19 protein-coding genes are annotated in these 16,827 nt (G+C 71.2%); 6 read left to right on the plus strand and 13 right to left on the minus strand.

Annotated elements, in window-relative coordinates; translation table 11 throughout:
• Positions 1-129 precede the first annotated feature (129 nt).
• Positions 130-963 (minus strand): SDR family oxidoreductase, encoded by an 834-nt coding sequence (locus EDF27_RS03420; protein WP_123701049.1) that lies wholly within the window; start codon positions 961-963, stop codon positions 130-132.
• 28 nt (positions 964-991) lie between these two features.
• Positions 992-1,630 (minus strand): nucleoside/nucleotide kinase family protein, encoded by a 639-nt coding sequence (locus EDF27_RS03425; protein ID WP_132047331.1) that lies wholly within the window; start codon positions 1,628-1,630, stop codon positions 992-994.
• A 33-nt stretch (positions 1,631-1,663) separates the two neighbouring features.
• Between EDF27_RS03425 and EDF27_RS03430 the strand changes: the two genes are divergently transcribed.
• The 3 genes from EDF27_RS03430 (at position 1,664) to EDF27_RS03440 (ending at position 2,999) form a co-directional block, all read left to right on the plus strand.
• A complete protein-coding gene (locus tag EDF27_RS03430; RefSeq protein WP_123655097.1) occupies positions 1,664-2,035 on the plus strand; it encodes a VOC family protein in 372 nt (123 codons plus the stop codon).
• An 89-nt stretch (positions 2,036-2,124) separates the two neighbouring features.
• Positions 2,125-2,316 carry a hypothetical protein gene (locus tag EDF27_RS03435; RefSeq protein ID WP_123655096.1) on the plus strand — a complete coding sequence of 64 codons (192 nt, stop codon included), beginning with the start codon at positions 2,125-2,127 and terminating at the stop codon, positions 2,314-2,316.
• On the plus strand, positions 2,313-2,999 hold the full coding sequence (locus tag EDF27_RS03440; protein ID WP_132047332.1) for a hypothetical protein: 687 nt from the start codon (positions 2,313-2,315) through the stop codon (positions 2,997-2,999). Before EDF27_RS03435 ends, EDF27_RS03440 begins: the two co-directional genes overlap by 4 nt.
• A 4-nt stretch (positions 3,000-3,003) precedes the next feature.
• Here EDF27_RS03440 and EDF27_RS03445 read toward each other — a convergent pair whose 3' ends face one another.
• Positions 3,004-3,444, minus strand: a complete 441-nt coding sequence (locus EDF27_RS03445; RefSeq protein ID WP_123655094.1) for an NUDIX domain-containing protein — start codon at positions 3,442-3,444, stop codon at positions 3,004-3,006.
• A gap of 155 nt (positions 3,445-3,599) precedes the next feature.
• On the opposite strand from EDF27_RS03445, the gene EDF27_RS03450 reads away from it, so the two are divergent.
• Positions 3,600-4,220 (plus strand): GNAT family N-acetyltransferase, encoded by a 621-nt coding sequence (locus EDF27_RS03450; protein ID WP_123701047.1) that lies wholly within the window; start codon positions 3,600-3,602, stop codon positions 4,218-4,220.
• 38 nt (positions 4,221-4,258) lie between these two features.
• On the opposite strand, the gene EDF27_RS03455 is transcribed toward EDF27_RS03450, so the two are convergent.
• The 4 genes from EDF27_RS03455 to EDF27_RS03470 form a co-directional block, all read right to left on the minus strand.
• The gene (locus tag EDF27_RS03455) at positions 4,259-4,846 is read right to left on the minus strand and encodes a hypothetical protein (protein ID WP_123655092.1); all 588 of its coding nucleotides are present in this window, start codon (positions 4,844-4,846) and stop codon (positions 4,259-4,261) included.
• Between the two features lie 59 nt (positions 4,847-4,905).
• The gene (locus EDF27_RS03460) at positions 4,906-6,222 is read right to left on the minus strand and encodes a carboxylesterase family protein (RefSeq protein ID WP_132047333.1); all 1,317 of its coding nucleotides are present in this window, start codon (positions 6,220-6,222) and stop codon (positions 4,906-4,908) included.
• A 78-nt stretch (positions 6,223-6,300) separates the two neighbouring features.
• Positions 6,301-7,509 (minus strand): MFS transporter, encoded by a 1,209-nt coding sequence (locus tag EDF27_RS03465; RefSeq protein WP_132047334.1) that lies wholly within the window; start codon positions 7,507-7,509, stop codon positions 6,301-6,303.
• A 14-nt stretch (positions 7,510-7,523) separates the two neighbouring features.
• Complete coding sequence (locus tag EDF27_RS03470; protein WP_123655089.1) at positions 7,524-8,825, minus strand: MFS transporter; 1,302 nt, start codon at positions 8,823-8,825, stop codon at positions 7,524-7,526.
• 216 nt (positions 8,826-9,041) lie between these two features.
• On the opposite strand from EDF27_RS03470, the gene EDF27_RS03475 reads away from it, so the two are divergent.
• Positions 9,042-9,842: a sugar phosphate isomerase/epimerase gene (locus EDF27_RS03475; protein WP_185017334.1), complete on the plus strand. Its 801-nt coding sequence runs from the start codon at positions 9,042-9,044 to the stop codon at positions 9,840-9,842.
• Positions 9,839-10,942: a Gfo/Idh/MocA family oxidoreductase gene (locus tag EDF27_RS03480; protein WP_123701045.1), complete on the plus strand. Its 1,104-nt coding sequence runs from the start codon at positions 9,839-9,841 to the stop codon at positions 10,940-10,942. Before EDF27_RS03475 ends, EDF27_RS03480 begins: the two co-directional genes overlap by 4 nt.
• A gap of 80 nt (positions 10,943-11,022) precedes the next feature.
• Here EDF27_RS03480 and EDF27_RS03485 read toward each other — a convergent pair whose 3' ends face one another.
• The 6 genes from EDF27_RS03485 to EDF27_RS03510 form a co-directional block, all read right to left on the minus strand.
• Positions 11,023-11,628, minus strand: a complete 606-nt coding sequence (locus EDF27_RS03485) for a TetR/AcrR family transcriptional regulator (protein ID WP_123701044.1) — start codon at positions 11,626-11,628, stop codon at positions 11,023-11,025.
• Positions 11,629-11,653: 25 nt separating this feature from the next.
• Complete coding sequence (locus EDF27_RS03490) at positions 11,654-12,193, minus strand: MarR family transcriptional regulator (protein ID WP_123701043.1); 540 nt, start codon at positions 12,191-12,193, stop codon at positions 11,654-11,656.
• 20 nt (positions 12,194-12,213) lie between these two features.
• Positions 12,214-12,396, minus strand: coding sequence for a hypothetical protein (locus EDF27_RS03495; protein WP_123655085.1), 183 nt, complete (start codon positions 12,394-12,396; stop codon positions 12,214-12,216).
• Between the two features lie 135 nt (positions 12,397-12,531).
• Positions 12,532-13,173: a hypothetical protein gene (locus EDF27_RS03500; RefSeq protein ID WP_123701041.1), complete on the minus strand. Its 642-nt coding sequence runs from the start codon at positions 13,171-13,173 to the stop codon at positions 12,532-12,534.
• A 1-nt stretch (position 13,174) separates the two neighbouring features.
• The gene (locus tag EDF27_RS03505) at positions 13,175-15,139 is read right to left on the minus strand and encodes a primary-amine oxidase (RefSeq protein WP_123701040.1); all 1,965 of its coding nucleotides are present in this window, start codon (positions 15,137-15,139) and stop codon (positions 13,175-13,177) included.
• A 50-nt stretch (positions 15,140-15,189) separates the two neighbouring features.
• A complete protein-coding gene (locus EDF27_RS03510) occupies positions 15,190-16,686 on the minus strand; it encodes an APC family permease (protein ID WP_123655082.1) in 1,497 nt (498 codons plus the stop codon).
• Positions 16,687-16,827: the final 141 nt, after the last annotated feature.

Consider the following 16,827-nt stretch of genomic DNA (forward strand, 5'->3'; position numbering starts at 1 on the left):
GCGCGGAGGGGGTCGTTTCGCGCGTAGGGGGTCGTTTCGCGCGTAGGGGGTCGTTTCTTCCGACCCACCACGCGCGTTTCCTCTTCCCACCGCAGGCGAGATGGGAACGAACGCGCAGCGACCGAGCGGTCAGCCCGCGCGGAGCACGTCCTGCAGGGTCATCGGCGGACGGCCGGTGACCCGCTCGACGTCGCCGGAGACCCGCGCAAGGGCACCCTCGGCGATCGCCGTGTAGGTGCTCACCCACGCGTCGGCCTGCCACGGCTTCGGGTTCCACTTCGCCCGCGAGGCGTACGCCTCCTCCACCGTCTCCCGGTGGTAGGTCACGGTCGTCCCGCGCTCGGCGCTCACGATCGCAGCCGCCTGCTCGAGCGTGATTGCCACGGGGCCGGTCAGGTCGTACGTCCGGTCGAGGTGCCCTGCCGGGTTCGCGAGCACCGTCGCCGCCACCCGGGCGACGTCCGCGCGCGCGACCGCTGCCATCGCCCCGTCGCCCGCCGGCCCGCGGATCACGCCGTCCTCGCCGACGAGGTCCTCGACGAAGTCCAGGTAGAAGCTGTCCCGCAGGAACGTGTGCGCCATCCCGGTCGCACGGATCGCCGATTCGGTGGCCCAGTGGTCGCGGCCGAGCGTGAAGGTCGCATCCGGCGCTGCACCGGCGAAGGAGGTGTACACGACGTGCCGGACACCGGCGGTCGCGGCGGCCGCGACGAAGGCGCGGTGCTGCTGCAGGCGGTCCTGGGCCTCGGCCGCGGAGACCATGAGCAGCGTGTCCACGCCGTCGAGCGCCGCACGGGCCGCGTCCGTGTCGGCGAAGGTCGCCGTCCGGACCTCGGTGCCGGGCAGCTCCGGCGCCCGCGACGCGTCCCGGACGATCATCCGGAACGGGACCCCGTCGGCGGCGAGCGAGCGGGCGACGGCGCCGCCGATGTTGCCGGTCGCACCGGTGATGGCGATGGTCATGCTGGTCCTCTCGATGGTGCGCTGGTGGTCAGGTCCGGACGGTCCAGGAGGCTCGGGTCACCGTGGCAGCGACGCGTGCGGCGTTCACACCGTCGACCTCGACCGCCCAGATGCGGGCCGCCTCGTGGTCGCGTCCGTGCCGCATGTGGCGCCCGACCAGACGGTCGACGCGGACCCGGTCGTCCACCGCGCAGAACCACGTCTCGGTGAACAGCTCCGGGAGCGCACTCCAGGGAGCGGCATCGTCGAGCAGGTAGTTGCCCTCGGAGACGACGAGCCGGGTGTCGCGCGGGACGGCGATGCTGCCTGCGACGGGTTCGTCGACGCGGCGGTCGAAGTCGGGTGCCCAGACGACGGGTTCCTGCGCTGCGACGAGTCGCCGGACGAGCGCCACGTACCCGTCGGCGTCGAAGGTGTCGATCGCGCCCTTGTGGTCGTGCCGGCCGAGCGCGTCGAGTGCGGCGTTCGCCAGGTGGAAGCCGTCCATCGGCACCTGCACGGCCGTCCCGGCGCCGAACCGCTCGTCAACGGCCGCGACCACACGCCGAGCCAGGGTCGACTTGCCGGCTCCCGGTGCCCCGGCGATGCCGAGCACCACGCGGGACGGCGACGACGCCAGCTCGATCGCTCGTTCGACGGCTTCGTCGACACTTCCCTCCGCGCGCACGCCCTCATCCTCCCAGAGGTGTTCACTGTCGGCATGAGCATCGATGCGACGAAGGCGTTCAGCGGGTTCTCCGTGCGGGACCCGGCCGAGGCGAAGGCGTTCTACACGGACGTCCTCGGGCTCGAGGTGACCGAGGACCACGGCATGCTCTCGATCCAGCTCGGCGACGGCCGCTGGGTCTTGGCGTACCCGAAGGGCCCGGCGCACGAGCCGGCGTCCTTCACGATCCTGAACTTCCCGGTGCCCGACGTCGACGCGGCCGTGGACGAGCTCGCCGCCAAGGGCGTCAGCTTCCTGCACTACGAGGGCATGACCGACGAGAAGGGCATCAACCGCAAGGGCGGCCCGCTCATCGCGTGGTTCACCGACCCCTCGGGCAACGTCTTCAGCGTCATCGCGGAGTAGCCCGCCCCGCGAAATGTCGCATCCAGAAAGCTGGCGCCCGGGAGCGGCGGCGATCTACCTTCTCCGCACCGACGAAGAAGGAGCAGACCATGCGCATGCCGAAGATCGACCCGATGAGAGCAGAAGCGCTCCGCGCGCGTCGCTCCCTGATCCTGCAGTACTGGGGCCTGGACGACAGGGGATTCGGGCCCGTGATGGAACTGCGGGAACTCCAGGGCGACGAGTGGCAGGCCGAGGCCGAACTCGACGCCATCGACTTCGTGCTGAGCGACGCACCGTGAGAACCGTCAAGGCCGCGACGGCCTTCGGGTTCGTGCGCGATCTGCAGCAGCTGATCGACGGCGTGCTGCCGGAACACGGCGTGCGGTTCTTCGAACGCCGTTCGGACAACGTGCTCCTCGTGCGTACACAGCGTGACGACGGGGATCCCTCGACGATCCCCCTGCGCGTGGGCGGAGCGGTCGTCGCTGATCTCGACGTGCGGTTCGCACTCTCGAGCGAACCCGCCAGCGCTCGATTCCGGACCGAGACGTCGCAGTTCCGGCTGTTGATGCGACCGGATCGCGAGCCCCTTGCACGGTTCGAGTACGAGCGCACGAAGTCGGGTGCCCCGGTTGCGCACTGGCACGTCCACGCGGAGCGCGGCGCCTTCACCACGATGCTCGCAACGGCGTCCGCGGCCGGCCGACGTCAGCGAGACCCATCTCGGCTGTCGACACTGCACTACCCGGTCGGCGGCAGCCGGTTCCGGCCGTCCATCGAAGAGTTCCTGGTGTTCCTCATCGAGGAGTGCGGAGTGGACTCACTGCCCGGGTGGCGCTCCGCGATCGCCGACGGCCAAGCCCGGTGGGTCTCGACGCAGGCGGGACTCGTCGCGCGGGAGAATCCGGAGGAGGCCGCCGCCCAACTGCGCAGCATGGGGTGGCTCGTGGAGGGACCGGGGCGGGAGCGCGTCAGCGCCTGAACGGTCAGGGGGTGAGGGCGCCCGCCCAACCGAGGGCGATCGGGACGACCAGGCCGTGCCGGTGGTGCGGGAGGTCCGCGATCGGGATCCAGTCGGCCCGCTCCGTGGAACCGTCCGCCTCGTCGCGGAGCTCCCCACCGGTGACCGTCACGCGGAACACGACCTGCAGCGCCTTCATCGGGCGACCGTTCTCGTGCATCCGTCGCTCCGCGGGGACGAGGTGGTGGCGGACCCCGAGCAGCCCGTCCACGGCGACCTCGTAGCCGGTCTCCTCCATGAACTCGCGGACGACGGCCTGCTCGACGCTCTCGTCGTACTCGACGCCGCCGCCGGGCAGCGCCCACGTCCCCGCCTCCGGGAACCGCTGCATCGCGAGCAGCACCCGCCCCTCGTGCGTGACCACGCCGTACGCAGCGACCCTGGTGTCGTACTCGGTGTACTCCATGTCCCGACCATCCCAGCAACGGGAGCCGGCGCTCGCATGCCGCGCCGAGCCTCCAGGCCGTCCCGACGGAACCCGGCGCGCTATCGTGAGCCCCATCCGAGCGTGCCAGCCGCAGGGATCGCGGCACCGCGGCGCTCGGGGAGGGACGGCGTGCGATGACGACGACGGTCACGAACCGGGACGGAGCGGTCACGTTCCGTCCCGCGAACGAGGTGCCGTGGGACGACCTCGACCTCGTGTTCGGCGAGCGCGGCGACCCGGCGACGTGCCACTGCCAGTGGCTGAAGACGTTCGACCGCGAGTTCACCGACATGCCGAACGACGAGCGCACCCGGCGGTTCCGGGCCGAGGTCGGGTGCGACGACCCCGACGCCCGCGACACCACGGGGGTCGTCGCCTACCGGGACGGCGAACCGGTCGGGTGGGCGGCCGTCGAGCCACGGCCGGCGTTCGTCCGGCTGCGCAGGACCCGTGTGGCGTGGGCGGGACGGGACGAGGACCGCACCGACGAGAGCGTGTGGGCGATCCCCTGCTTCGTGGTCCGGAAGGGGTTCCGGCGCCAGGGCCTCAGCCACGCGCTGGTCGTCGGCGCCGTCGAGCACGCGCGGCGGAACGGGGCGCGCGCGGTCGAGGGCTACCCGATGCAGTTCGCGCCGGGGAAGGAGGACGTCTGGGGCGAGCTCTTCGTGGGTCCACGGTCGGCGTTCGTGGCCGCCGGGTTCCGGGAGCTCACGCACCCGACGGCACGGCGGTACGTGATGCGGCTGGACCTGTAGACCGCGGCGTCACACCGCGGCCTCCGACCGTCAGATCTTCAGACCGTCGCGCCGGCACCCCAGCCGACCCGCATCCGCGCGACGGCACGGTCGAACCCGGGCAGCAGGTCGACGTCGTCCCGGAGCATCGACTGCAGCTGGAGTCCCTCGTAGAGCGCGAAGAGCTGCTCCGCACCGTGCCGCGGGGACAGTCCCCGGGGTTCACGGCCGGCGACGACGTCCCGGGCCAGGGCCAGGGTGAGGTCCTCGAACGACCGTGTGTACTGGCCGCGGAACCACCCGGCGGCAGCGTGCGACGGGCTCGACGCGGCGCTCATGACGGCCATGCGGAGCCGGACGAGTGCCGGTTCCTCGATGCCGGACTCCAGGCGCGCGCGGACGTACGCGACCGCACCGTGCTCCTCGGCGAGTGCCCAGAGCGCCCGACGGGTGCCGTTGTTCCAGCGGTCGACGACGGCCACGACGAACAGGTCCCAGAGCGGGAAGACGCGACGGAACTCCTCCTCGGCGATGCCGGACAGCCGTGCGACGTCGGTCGGCCCGACGTCGTGGAAGTCGGCCTCGCGGTACGCGGCGATGCCGGCGGCGACGATGCTGGCGCGGAGGTCGTGGTCGGACGCGGGCATGACGTCGATTGTCCGGTGCGGCGGGGGTGTGCCGCGACCGCCCGTTCTGGGGACTCCGCTCAGTGCTCGAAGACCAGCGTCTCGTCGTCGGGCGCCGTGACCCGTCCGGTCCTGGCGAACTCGGCCCAGATCGCCCGGACGCCGGGTCCGCGGCGCTCCACCTCCGCCCAGTCCCGTTCTGGCACGAACCGGCTGCCCGCCCACGCGGCCTTCCGGCCCAGCAGGAGCGGGAGGTCGCTCATGTGCACGGCACCCGTCGGACGGACGGTCGCGCCGCGGAGCAGTCGGTAGACGGTCGCGTTCCCACCGCCAGCGCGATGCCGTGCTGCGAACGCCCGGGCATCGCGGCCGTAGATCACCGCCGTCAGCGGCCGGACCAGCCACCACCGCACCAGCGCACGCGGAACCCGGTGCCGCACGATGCGCTTCAGCACGGGGATGACCGGCACGTACATGCCGGCCTCGTCGGACGCGGACCCGATGAGGACGTCGATCTCCGGGGCGACGCGGCGCCAGGCATCGGCGAGGTCGCGCTCGGCGGGGAGCGGCGCATGCCCGTACTGCGTCCCGAACGGCATCCCCCCACGGAGCCCGTACGGGGCGGCGACCTTCGTGCCGAGCGCCTGACGGTCGAGCAGGTCCTCGAGCGGGGTCTCCTCGGTGACCACGCCGACGGCGTCGACCATCGCCCGGTTCATCCGCGCGCGGTTCCGCGAGAGCCCGAGGGGCGCGCTCTGCACGATCGCGCGGCGGAAGAGCCCCTCGGCGCCGTCGCTGATCATCAGGTGCGCGACGGCGTCACCGCCGGCGGACTGGCCGAAGAGCGTCACGAGGTCGGGGTCGCCGCCGAACGCCGCGATGTTCTCCCGCACCCAGCGGAGCGACGCGACGAGGTCGAGCAGCCCGAGGTTCGCCGGGATCCGCTCCCCGTCGCCGAGGAACCCGAGCACGCCGAGCCGGTACGTCACGGTGACGACGATCACGCGCTGCTCGCGGACCAGGTCGTACGGGTCGTTGATCGGCAGGTCGCCGCCGCCGATGACGTACGAGCCGCCGTGCACCCAGACCATGACGGGGAGGCGTTCGTCCGCGCCGATGTCGGCCGGGATCGTGATCGAGAGCGCCTGGCAGCGTTCGTCGACCTCGGCCTCGATGACGTGGAGCAGCTGGTCGACGACGGTCGCGGCGGGCTGCGGGGCGACCGGCGCGGGGAAGTCGGCGTGGAACACGTCGTCGAAGACGGGCATCGGCTGCGGCGGGCGGAAGCGGTCGGCCTGCGCGTAGGGGACGCCGAGCACGCGGACGACGTCGCCGTCCAGCGATCCGCGGATGCGTCCGGCTGGGCTGTCGAAGGTCCTGGTTCCGTCGTCGCTCACCCGGCCACGCTAGCCCGGGAGGCTCGGTGCCGGCCCGGCGCGCCGGCCCGCGCGGGTGGCCGCGCGGGCCCGCCGTCGTCAGTCGCGGCGGGCCACCGGCCGGAGCGACCCGGACGCGGCGAAGGCCGCGATGAACAGCACCGCGACGAGCCACAGCGCGCTCAGGGCGCCGACGCGCTCGGCGATGGCACCGATGACCGGCGGCCCCGCGAAGTTCGCGAAGTACCCGATCGACGCCACGACACTCACCCGCGCGGCCGGGTTCGGCCCGCTCTGCGCCGCCGCGGACATCCCGAGCGGGAAGCCCATCGAGACGCCGACCGCCCAGAGCACGACGCCGATCAGGGTGAGCCACCACGAGCCGCCGACGATGAACAGGACGGCGCCGACGATGCCGAGCGCCGTGGTCCAGCGGATCGTGCTCACCCGTCCGAGCCGGTCGACGACGGGGCCGGCGAAGACACGGGTCGCCGCCTCGGACACCGCGAACACGGTGAAGAACAGCGCGCCGATGGTCGCGGACTGCCCGTGCCCGTCCGTGGTGGCGAGCGCGAGCCAGTTGTTCGCGGACCCCTCGCCGAGTTCGACGCCGAGCATCACCAGCCCGATCATCAGCAGTCGGACGTCTGCCCACCCCTTCGCCCAGGCGCGGATGCGCTGCCCGGCCGTCATCGTGTCGTCGTGCTCCTCGGCACGGGTGCCGTCCGGGATCGCGCGCATGGCGAGCACGCCGACCACGAGCAGCACCGCAGCCTCCACCACCAACTGGGTCGACGCGGTGATGCCGAGCGCCGCGCAGAGTGCGGCGACGCCGGCACCGAGCGCAGCGCCTCCCGACCATGCGGCGTGCATCAACGGGAGGGTCGTGCGTCCGGCGAGCACCTCGATGGCCGTGCCCTCGATGTTCGCCATGACGTCGAGCGAGCCGATCCCGGCACCGGCGACGACGAAGGCCACCGCGGCCAGCGGCACGGAGTGCAGCGCCGCCGCGATGCCGAGGACGGCGATGGCGATGGGGACGAGGACCACGACCGCGGTCAGGGCGTTCCGACCGCCGAACCGCCGGAGCAGCGGGGCGGCGGACAGCAGACCACCGATCGAACCGATCGTGACGCCACCGAGCATCAGGCCGATGGTGCCGGTGTCGACGCCGAGCTCGGCGCGGAGCTCGGGCAGGCGGGGGCCCCATGCAGCGAGGCTGATGCCGCCGAGGGCGAACGCGACGATGATCGCGTTCCGCCACCGGGCGAGGTGCCGTTGGTCGACGTCGACCGTCGGGTTCGTCATGACGCCAGAACGTATCAGCGCACGCGCTTGATGGGGATCACCACGAGGGCACCGATGATCGCGACGATCCCGGCGGCCCAGCACATCAGCTCGTAGTTGTCCGGCGATCCGCTGGTCCCGAACTTCAGGAAGAACAGCGACGCGGCCGGGGCGAGCGACTGCGGGAGCGCGTTCGCGATGTTGATCACCCCGAGGTCCTTGCCCGGACGGTCGGCGTTCGGCAGCACGTCGACCACGAGCGCGGTGTCGATGGCCGAGTAGATGCCGTACGCGAAGCCCATGACGACCTCGGCGACGTAGAACCCGTGCACGGTGTCGGCGTGGGCGAGGACCACGAGCCCGACGGCGAACAGCGCGGTGGATCCGCCGACGAAGACCTTGCGACGCCCGAGCCGGTCGGACGCCCACCCGGAGAGTGCGGCGCTGACGAGCAAGGCGATCGTGTAGAGCAGCACACCGAACGCGACGGCCGCTGTGGCCTCCTTGTCGCTCGTGATCCCGATGTGCTCCTTCATGTAGAGCAGGCGGTACGTCGTGAACATGAACGTCGCGAAGATGATCAGGAAGCGCGACCACCAGGCGAACGCGAAGTCCGGGTTCTTGATCGGGTTCGTCCAGAACGACGAGATCAGGTTGAGGAACGTGAACTTCTTGAGCTTGTACGTCGGCAGGTCGTCCCGGGCGACGACGGCGTAGACCACGACGAGGATGATCGCCAGGATGCCGGGGGCGATGAACAGCACCGGCAGGTTCGCGACGAAGAACACCGACAGGTAGGTGCCGGCGAGGACGGCGATGTTCTGCGCGAGCGCGATGATGCTGGAGGACTTCCCGCGCTGGAACTGGGGCACGTTGTCCGCGAAGCTCGCGGTCAGGGTCGCGAGGACCGTGTTCGCCGAGAGCTGGGCGAGCAGCCACCCGAGGGTGAGCTGGGTGGTGTCCGGGGCGAAGGCGATCCACGCGAGCGCGATCGCGAACACGACGACCCCGGTGAGCATCCACGGGCGACGACGACCCCAGCGGGTGCGGGTCCGGTCGGAGAGCGCACCGGCGAGCGGGTTCATGATGAGCGCGCCGAACGCACCGATCGGCAGGACCGAGCCGATGACGTTGGCGGCATCCGAACCGACGAGCGCCTCGGCCTTCAGCTGCATGCTGACGTAGACCGGGGCCATGAGCGCCACGAACAGGCCGAACTGTCCGAGGAACAGCGCGATCTGGTAGCCGAGCCCGACCTTCATCGTGCTGACCGGCTGGGTGATGCCCTCTTCCGGGTGCAGCAGGACCGGGGTCTCCGCGGGTTCGGGTGTGCTCATGACGCCTCCTTGAGTCGATGAAAACCTTGCTGAGCAAGGTTTTGACAGAGGCGAGCATACATCGACAGGTCAGGACATGGGACCCCGGACGAAACACGGCGCAGCAAAAACTACACACCGGATGGTTTTCCGTGTAGCGTCGTCATCGATCTCGCCGCGGAGCATCGCGTCCCGGCGGGTGGCACCACCCCAGCCAGGATCGAAGGAGCCTCTGCAATGCCCACCACCTCTGTGCAGCTGTACTCGCTGCGCGACGCCATCGCCGAAGACCTCGACGCCGCCATCGCCCGCGTCCGCGAGATCGGCTACGAGAACGTCGAGCCCTACGCGTTCGTCGAGCGCGCCACCGACCTCGAGCGTGCCTTCGCCGCGACCGGCCTGAAGGCCCCGTCCGGTCACGTGGCCGTCATCGACGCCGAGGACACGGCTCCGATCTGGGACGCCGCCGAGCGCCTCGGCATCCGCACCGTCATCGACCCGTTCATCCCGACCGACCGCTGGCAGACCGCCGACGACGTCGCGAAGATCGCCGAGCGCGTCAACGTCCTCACCGCCGAAGCAGCCGCCCGCGGCCTGCAGTTCGGCTACCACAACCACCAGTGGGAGTTCACGAACAAGGTCGACGGCCGCACGGTCTACGACCACTTCGTGTCGCAGATCAGCCCGGAGACGGTGCTCGAGCTCGACACCTTCTGGGCGACCGTCGGTGGCGCCGACGCCCCGGCCGTGCTGAAGGGGCTCGGCGACCGCGTCGTCGCGATCCACGTGAAGGACGGCAAGGTCGACGGTGACATCCGCACCGCCCTGCCCTCCTCGGAGAGCGCCCTCATCGTCCCCGAGGCACTGCAGCGTGCGTTCGAGAACCAGACGCCCGCCGGCCAGGGCGACGTCGACGTGCCGGCGATCCTCGCCGCCGCGCCGAACGCCATCCGCGTGGTCGAGTTCGACGCGTACAAGGGTGACGTCTTCGAGGGCATCTCCGAGTCCCTCACCTGGCTGAAGGCCAACGACAAGTGAGTCGTGTCGGGATCGGCATCATCGGTGCCGGCAACATCTCCACGCAGTACCTGGAGAACCTGACGAAGTTCGCCGACGTCGAGGTCCGCTTCGTCGCCGACGTCCTGCTCGACCGTGCCGCCGCGCAGGCGTCCACGTACGGCGTCGCCGCGTCGGGGACGGTCGAGGAACTCCTCGCCCGTGACGACGTGCAGATCGTCATCAACCTGACGATCCCGGCGGCGCACGCCGAGGTCGACCAGCAGATCGTCGACGCCGGCAAGCACGTGTGGAGCGAGAAGCCGATCGCGACCGACCACGACTCCGCTGCGGCGGTGCTCGAGTCCGCGAAGGCGAAGGGCCTCCGCGTCGCGACGGCGCCGGACACCGTGCTCGGTGCCGGCATCCAGACGGCGCTCCGGGCCATCGCCCGCGGCGACATCGGCGAGCCCCTCACCGCGACGACGATGTTCCACGTCCCGGGGCCGGAGGCATGGCACCCGAACCCGGACTTCCTGTTCGCGACCGGTGCCGGTCCGCTGTTCGACATGGGCCCGTACTACGTGACCACGCTCGTGCACGCCCTCGGTGCCGCCACCCGCGTGCAGGCCGTGTCGTCGAAGTCGCTCGACCGCCGGACCATCGCGTCCGGTGACCGTGCCGGCGAGACGTTCCCGGTCGAGGTCCCGACGCACCACGCCGCGCTCATCGAGTTCGCCGGCGGGCAGTCCGCCCAGTCGACGTTCTCGTTCCAGCACGCGCTCCCGCGCATGGGCTTCGTCGAGATCAACGGCACGCTCGGCACGATCTCGCTGCCGGACCCGAACACGTTCGAGGGTGACTCCACCCTCTGGCGCTACGGGCAGGACGAGCCGGAGACCATCAGCGCCGTCGGTTCCACCTGGGGCCGTGGCACTGGTGTCGTCGAGCTCGCGCGTGCGATCGCGGAGGACCGCCCGGAGCGCGCCTCCGGTGCGACCGCGCTGCACGTCCTCGACGTGCTGCTCGGCATCCGCGACGCCGCGGCGAACGGTTCGGCCGTCGACATCACGTCGACCGTCGCCGACATCCCGCCGCTCCCCGAGGACTTCGACCCCGCGGCCGCGGTCCTCACCGCGTAGCAGCGCAGCACCACGCAGCACCACGCACGACCAGGACGGCCGACTCCCCCGGGAGCCGGCCGTTCCGGCGTTCCCGCCGGTCAGCCGGCCGGCGGGACGATGTGCTCGAGCAGGCTCAGCACCCGCTCGCCGTCCACCGCGTCCGGGTCGAGCAGCCACTGCACCTGCAGGCCGTCGGACGCCGCGATGCTCAGGGACGCCAGGTCCGTCGGGTCGAGGTCGGCTCGGATGCGCCCGGCCTCCTGGTCGCGCCGGATGAGGTCGGCGAGTTCGCTGCGGAGCCGGGCGAACCGCTCGCGCATGAACTCCCGCGTGGACGGGTGTCCTTCCCCGACGGCGTCGGCGGACAGGGTCGTGTAGAGCTGCACGAGTCCCGGGACGTCCCGGTTCCGCCCGGCGCTCTCCCGCATGTCCCCGATCGCGGACTCCAGCCGGTCGGGAGCGCCCTGCTCGCGGACCTCGTGCTCGCGGTAGACGGCGAGCAGGAGTTCGTCACGGGACGGGAAGTAGTGCCGGAGCGCGGCGTGCGTGATGCCGAGTGCCTCGGCGACGGAGCGCAACGAGGATGCGTCGACCCCCTGCTCCGCGACCATGCGGATCATCTCGTCGAGGATCTGCACCCGCCGTTCGGCGCCCTTGCGGTACCCGCGCCGGGGCGCGGTCTCGGCGTCCTCGGCGGCGGTCATGCAGACAACTTACCGCTGGAAGGTTTCAGGCGGTGGTGTGCTCCACCGTGTACTCGTCGGCGGGCTCGGGAACGGCTCGGCCGAGTGCCTCGACGATCTCACCGAGGGCCCTCGCGACGACGTCGTTGTCGGCGGCCGGCAGACGGTCGAGCACCTCGACCACGATCTCGTGGAACGGCCCGTAGGACGCGTCGATCTTCGCCGCAGCCTGCTCCGTCGGCTCGAGCACCTGTGCTCGGCGGTCGGAGGGGTGCGCCGTGCGGACCAGGTCGCCGTTCGCGACGAGGCTGTCGACGATCTTGGTGACGGAGGCGTTGGACACCGTGAGCATCACGGCGAGGTCCTTCGGCCCCATCGCGCGCCCGTCGCGGTGTGCCTGGAGCATGTAGCGGACGGTGAGGAACTCGTTCTTCGACAGGCCGCTCTCGATGCGGGCGTGCTCGATCTGCCGTTCCTCGGCGTGCTGCAGGCGGAGCAGGGCATCGACGGCGCTCTTCGCGGCGGTCGAGCGGGGCTCCTGGGCGTAGAGGTGGACGTGCTCGCGGCGGACGACGGTCAACGGCATGTGGTCATGAACTCCGGTTGTCAGGCCTGCGGGACGGTGAAGAAGTCCGCGTAGGACGGCTCGGTCTGCTGCGACAGGAGCGACGGGTCCTCGACACGGGCGTTGACGTACGCCGCGATGACGTGCGGCGCGGTGAGCCCGACGCGCGGGTGGGAGCCGAAGAGTCCGGGGTTCCGCTGGGCCCCGTGGTACGTGCTGCGCATGTCGTCGTCCACCTTCCTGATCGCCTTCGTGTCCGGGCTGGACGGGGGAAGTCTTTCAGAAGATGAACGATTCGCGCAATGAACGATTCACGGGCTGTACGTTTCGCGCAGTGAACTGTACGGACGGTTCGACCATCACACCATCGCGGCGGCCATCACCGCCACGGCGATCCCCATCGTGAGCGCCTCGAGGACCGGCAGCACACGGGTCCGGCGACGGAGCCCGTCGCGCACGAGGTGGGCCGTCAGCAGCAGGTACCCGAGGGTGAGTCCCCCGACCACGAGCTGCCACACGACGTCGACCGTCCCGGTGTGGTGCATCCCGGCCATCCCGGCCGTGTCCGACGCTCCGGAGCCGTGCGTCATGCCGATGCCCAGCGCTCCCATCACCAGCAGGCCGAGCGCGCCGTGGAGGCGGCCGTGCGCGCCCGTCGGCCGCCCTGCCGGGCCCGACCCGGGCCTCCCGGCCGCAGCGCCCGCAGCGCCCGCGGCGCCCGCACCGCCCGCACCGCCCGCAGCGCCCGCAGCGACCAAAGCGCCCGGACCCACCCGCTGGAACCGCGAGGTCGCGGCGAGCGCCACCGCCAGCAGCGCCAGCACCAGGAACCAGACGACCCCCGGCAGCACCCGCGGCCCGAACACCCCGTCCACCATCGCCGCGACCATCACGAGCGCCGCCACCACGTCGACCGCACGGCCGGGGCGCCACGCCCCGACCGTGCAGCACGCCCCGGCGGACGCGGGCAGGATCGCCGCGAGCCCGAGCACGTCCGTCATCTCAGCCGCCGTGGTGCGAGCAGTGCGCGTCCGCCGACCCGGAGGAGCCGGGGGCCGGCACGTTCAGCGCCGGGTTCCGCGGGAAGAACCCGTACGGCTTCAGCGTGAACTTGGCGTAGTCGACGGGCATCACGGGCCAGTCCTCGGGACGGGGGAAGTGCGTCGGACCGAAGGTGTGCCAGAGCACGATGTCCTCCCCGTCGAGCGGGCGGTCGGCCTGCACGAAGCGGGCCAGCCCGTCGCCCCCCGGGTTCTGGTGCACGAAGTCCCCTGCTGCGTACTTCTCTGCGGGGTCGTACTGCGTGACGTACAGGTGCTTCCGGGCGAACTCGGCTCGGGACGCGACCGAGGACGAGTCGTCGGCGAGCAGCACCGGCGCGTCCTGTGGGTACAGCACGTACCCGGTGGGACGACCGAGGTGGTTCTGCTGCTCCGTGTTCGACACGAACCAGGTGCGGGCGACGGATGCGTCGGCGAGCCGGCCGGACGACGACTCCGACGCCAGTCGGGTCACCGACTTGGTGAACGCGTTCCCGTGCTCGTTGCCCGGCCCGACGGGGACCCGCACCGCGTCGACCTCGTCGACCGCGTTGGACAGCCCGTCGACCATCATGTCGAGCCGTGCCGAGAACAGGTGCTGGTGGTACGGGGCGCCGAGGCCGGGAGCGACCTCGGAGGCGTACGGGTAGTCGGCCCCGTCGGCGGACCGCCCCGGGTACGAGGAGGTGAAGAGGACGCCCGTGAGCTTCGCCTCGCACTCGATCGTGCCGTCGAGGTAGAGGTACCAGTAGAACCCGTAGTCGTAGTTGCCGACGGTCGTGAAGAACGAGATCACCAGGCGGCGGGACCGGCGCACCTCCTGCGAGCCGGTGTAGATGTCCCCGTGCTTCCAGAGGGTGCCGAAGTCCTCCTCGTGCATGCAGATCCCGTTCCGGATGGTCTGCGGGTTGCCGAGCTCGTCGGCGAGCACGGCGTCGAAGTACCGGATCTCGCCGACACAGTCGCACCCGAGCTCGAGCGAGTTCGTGAAGCGCCCGAACAGGTACTCCCCGGTGTCGAAGTAGTTCTGCCAGAACCGGACCGGCGACGGGTCGCCGTACGGCACGAGCATCTCGTCGATGGACGCCCGGTAGACGATCGGACGGGTGGTGTCGCCGTCCTGCCAGGACAGCTGCCGGAGCACGAGCCCCTCACGGGAGTCGAACCCGACCTGGAACCGCCAGTTCGCCCACTCGACGAACTCCCCGTCGACCCGGTACGACGGCCCCTCCGGCTGGGTGATCACGATCGGCTTGAGGTCGAGCGGCTCGCCCTGCATCGCCGGGTCGTCGAAGTTCCCGGAGGTCTGCGGCACCGGCAGGTGCCCGGCGTCGACGATGCGGGTGACCGTCCGGTTCGCGGCGTCGACGTAGACGGAGAGACCGTCGACCGGGTGCGCCCAGACGTGGTCGGCGGGGTGGTCCTGCTTGAACGCCAGGACCCGGAGGATGCGGCGACCCTGCTCCTCCGGGAAGTCGTAGTACCCGGCCGAGAGCGGGACGCACTTCACCTCGTCCACGGTGAGCCCGCGTTCCGCGAGCGCGGCCACCCACCGCTCGTCGGCCGACGCGATCTCGCCGACGGCGTCGAACTCCTCGATGAGCACCGGGAGCTGGCCACGGGAGCCGTCGAGCACCTCGGTCGTGGTGAGGGTCGCCGTGGTGAGCGACACGAGGTTGTCGGTGGACCGGCCGGTCGCCATGTCGAGGAGCATCACGCGGGCGACGCGCTCCGGCAGCGCGGCGGTGCCGTCCTGCCAGGCGAGGACGTCGCGCTTGTGCGGCTCCTCGAGGCCGACGTAGGCGAAGCGGGTGGTGTCGGTCCAGTCCGGGTGCCCGGTGACGACGTCGCGGATCGCGGTGAACTCGTCGGCGGACAGGTTCGCGAGCGGGTGGGTGGTCGTGGTGACGGGATCGGTGAGGGTCATGCGCGTGGTTCCTTCTGCTCGGTCTGGAGGCTCGGGTCGGGTTCTCGGGGTCAGCTCTCGACCGCCAGGCGGTCGAGCATCACCTCGTACTGCGCACGTCGGGTGCGGCGCAGCACCACGGCCTGGACGACGCCGACGACGGCCGCGAGGACGACGAGCCCGGTGAGGACGATGCTGACGACGCCGAACACGCTCGCTCCCTTCGCGTCCACGTCGCCGACGAGCGTCGGGAAGTTCGCCCAGATGAGTGCGGCGGCGGCGACCAGCCCGACGAACCCGAGGACCGGCGCGACGATCGTGTTCCACACGCGGGTGTCGGAGCGGGTGCGGCGGAAGTACACGATCACGGCGAGGCTCGTCGCGGCCATCAGGATCGCGACGGCCAGGGTCGCGACGCCGGCGAACCAGCTGAAGACCTGGAGCACCGGGTCGAGGCCGAGCACCGCGAACAGCACCATGAGGGCCGCTGCGGTGATCGTCTGCACGATGCTCGACGTGTGCGGCGACGCGTGCTTGCGGTGCACCGCGCCGAGGCGGGCAGGGAGCAGGGACGCGTTCGCCATCGAGTGCTGGTACCGGGTGATGACGTTGTGGAAGGACAGGACGCAGGCGAACATGCTCGTCAGCAGCAGCACGTTCAGCACGGCCTCGCCGGCACCGCCGATGTACCGAGCGGCCGTGGTGAGGATGAGGGAACCCGGGTCCTTCGCGGCCTCGGCGAGCACCCCGTTCGGACCCCACGCCATCACGAGCGCCCACGAGGCCAGCGTGTAGAAGACGCCGATGCCGATCACGGCCGTGTAGGTCGCCCGCGGGATGGTGCGCTCCGGGTCCTTCGCCTCGTCGCGGAAGATCGCGGTCGCCTCGAAGCCGATGAACGCGGCGATCGCGAACATCAGGCCGACACCAGGCGAACCGGACATGATCGCCGACGGCTCGAACGGTGCGAGCGAGAGTCCGTCGGCGCCGCCGCGGACCACGATCGCCGCGACGAGGACCAGCACGATGCCGACCTCCGCGACGAGCAGCACGCCGAGGACCTTGCTCGACAGGTCGATGTGCCGGTAGCCGAGCAGTCCGACGAGTGCCACGACGACGAGGGACCAGACGTACCAGGGGATGTCCGGACCGCCGAGACCCGAGACGGTCACGCCGAGGAGGTACCCGATGTACCCGTGCACGCTGACCTGGATCGTCGTGTAGGTCAGGAGCGCCAGGGTCGCGGCGCCGGCGCCTGCCGGGCGCCCGAGGCCGTGCCCGACGAACGTGAAGAACGCCCCCGGTCGGGGGATGTGCCGGGTCATCGCCGCCAGGCCGACCGAGAACAGCAGCAGGATCACGGCGGACGCGGCGTACAGCGCGGGGAAGCCGACACCGTTGCCGAGCAGCATGCCGAGCGGTGCGGCACCGCCGACGACGGTGAGGGGTGCGGCCGCGGCGACGACCATGAAGACGATCGCGGTGACGCCGAGCGAGCCGCGCATGGTCCTGGTGTGCGGGGCCGGCACGGCTCCGAGTGACGCGGGGTCCTTCGTGATGCTGGACATCGGCGGGCCTTCCGGTTCGGTGGGTCTCGGGTGGTGGTGCCCCAACGGTCCCGTGCCGCCGTTGCGCCGCTGTTCCGTCGGCGTGAAACCCCGTCGCACCCGAATGGGACGCCGGCCGTCGCGGTGTCTCATTTGCCGGAA

This window comes from Curtobacterium sp. PhB136 (genome assembly GCF_004346855.1).
GTDB lineage: Bacteria > Actinomycetota > Actinomycetes > Actinomycetales > Microbacteriaceae > Curtobacterium.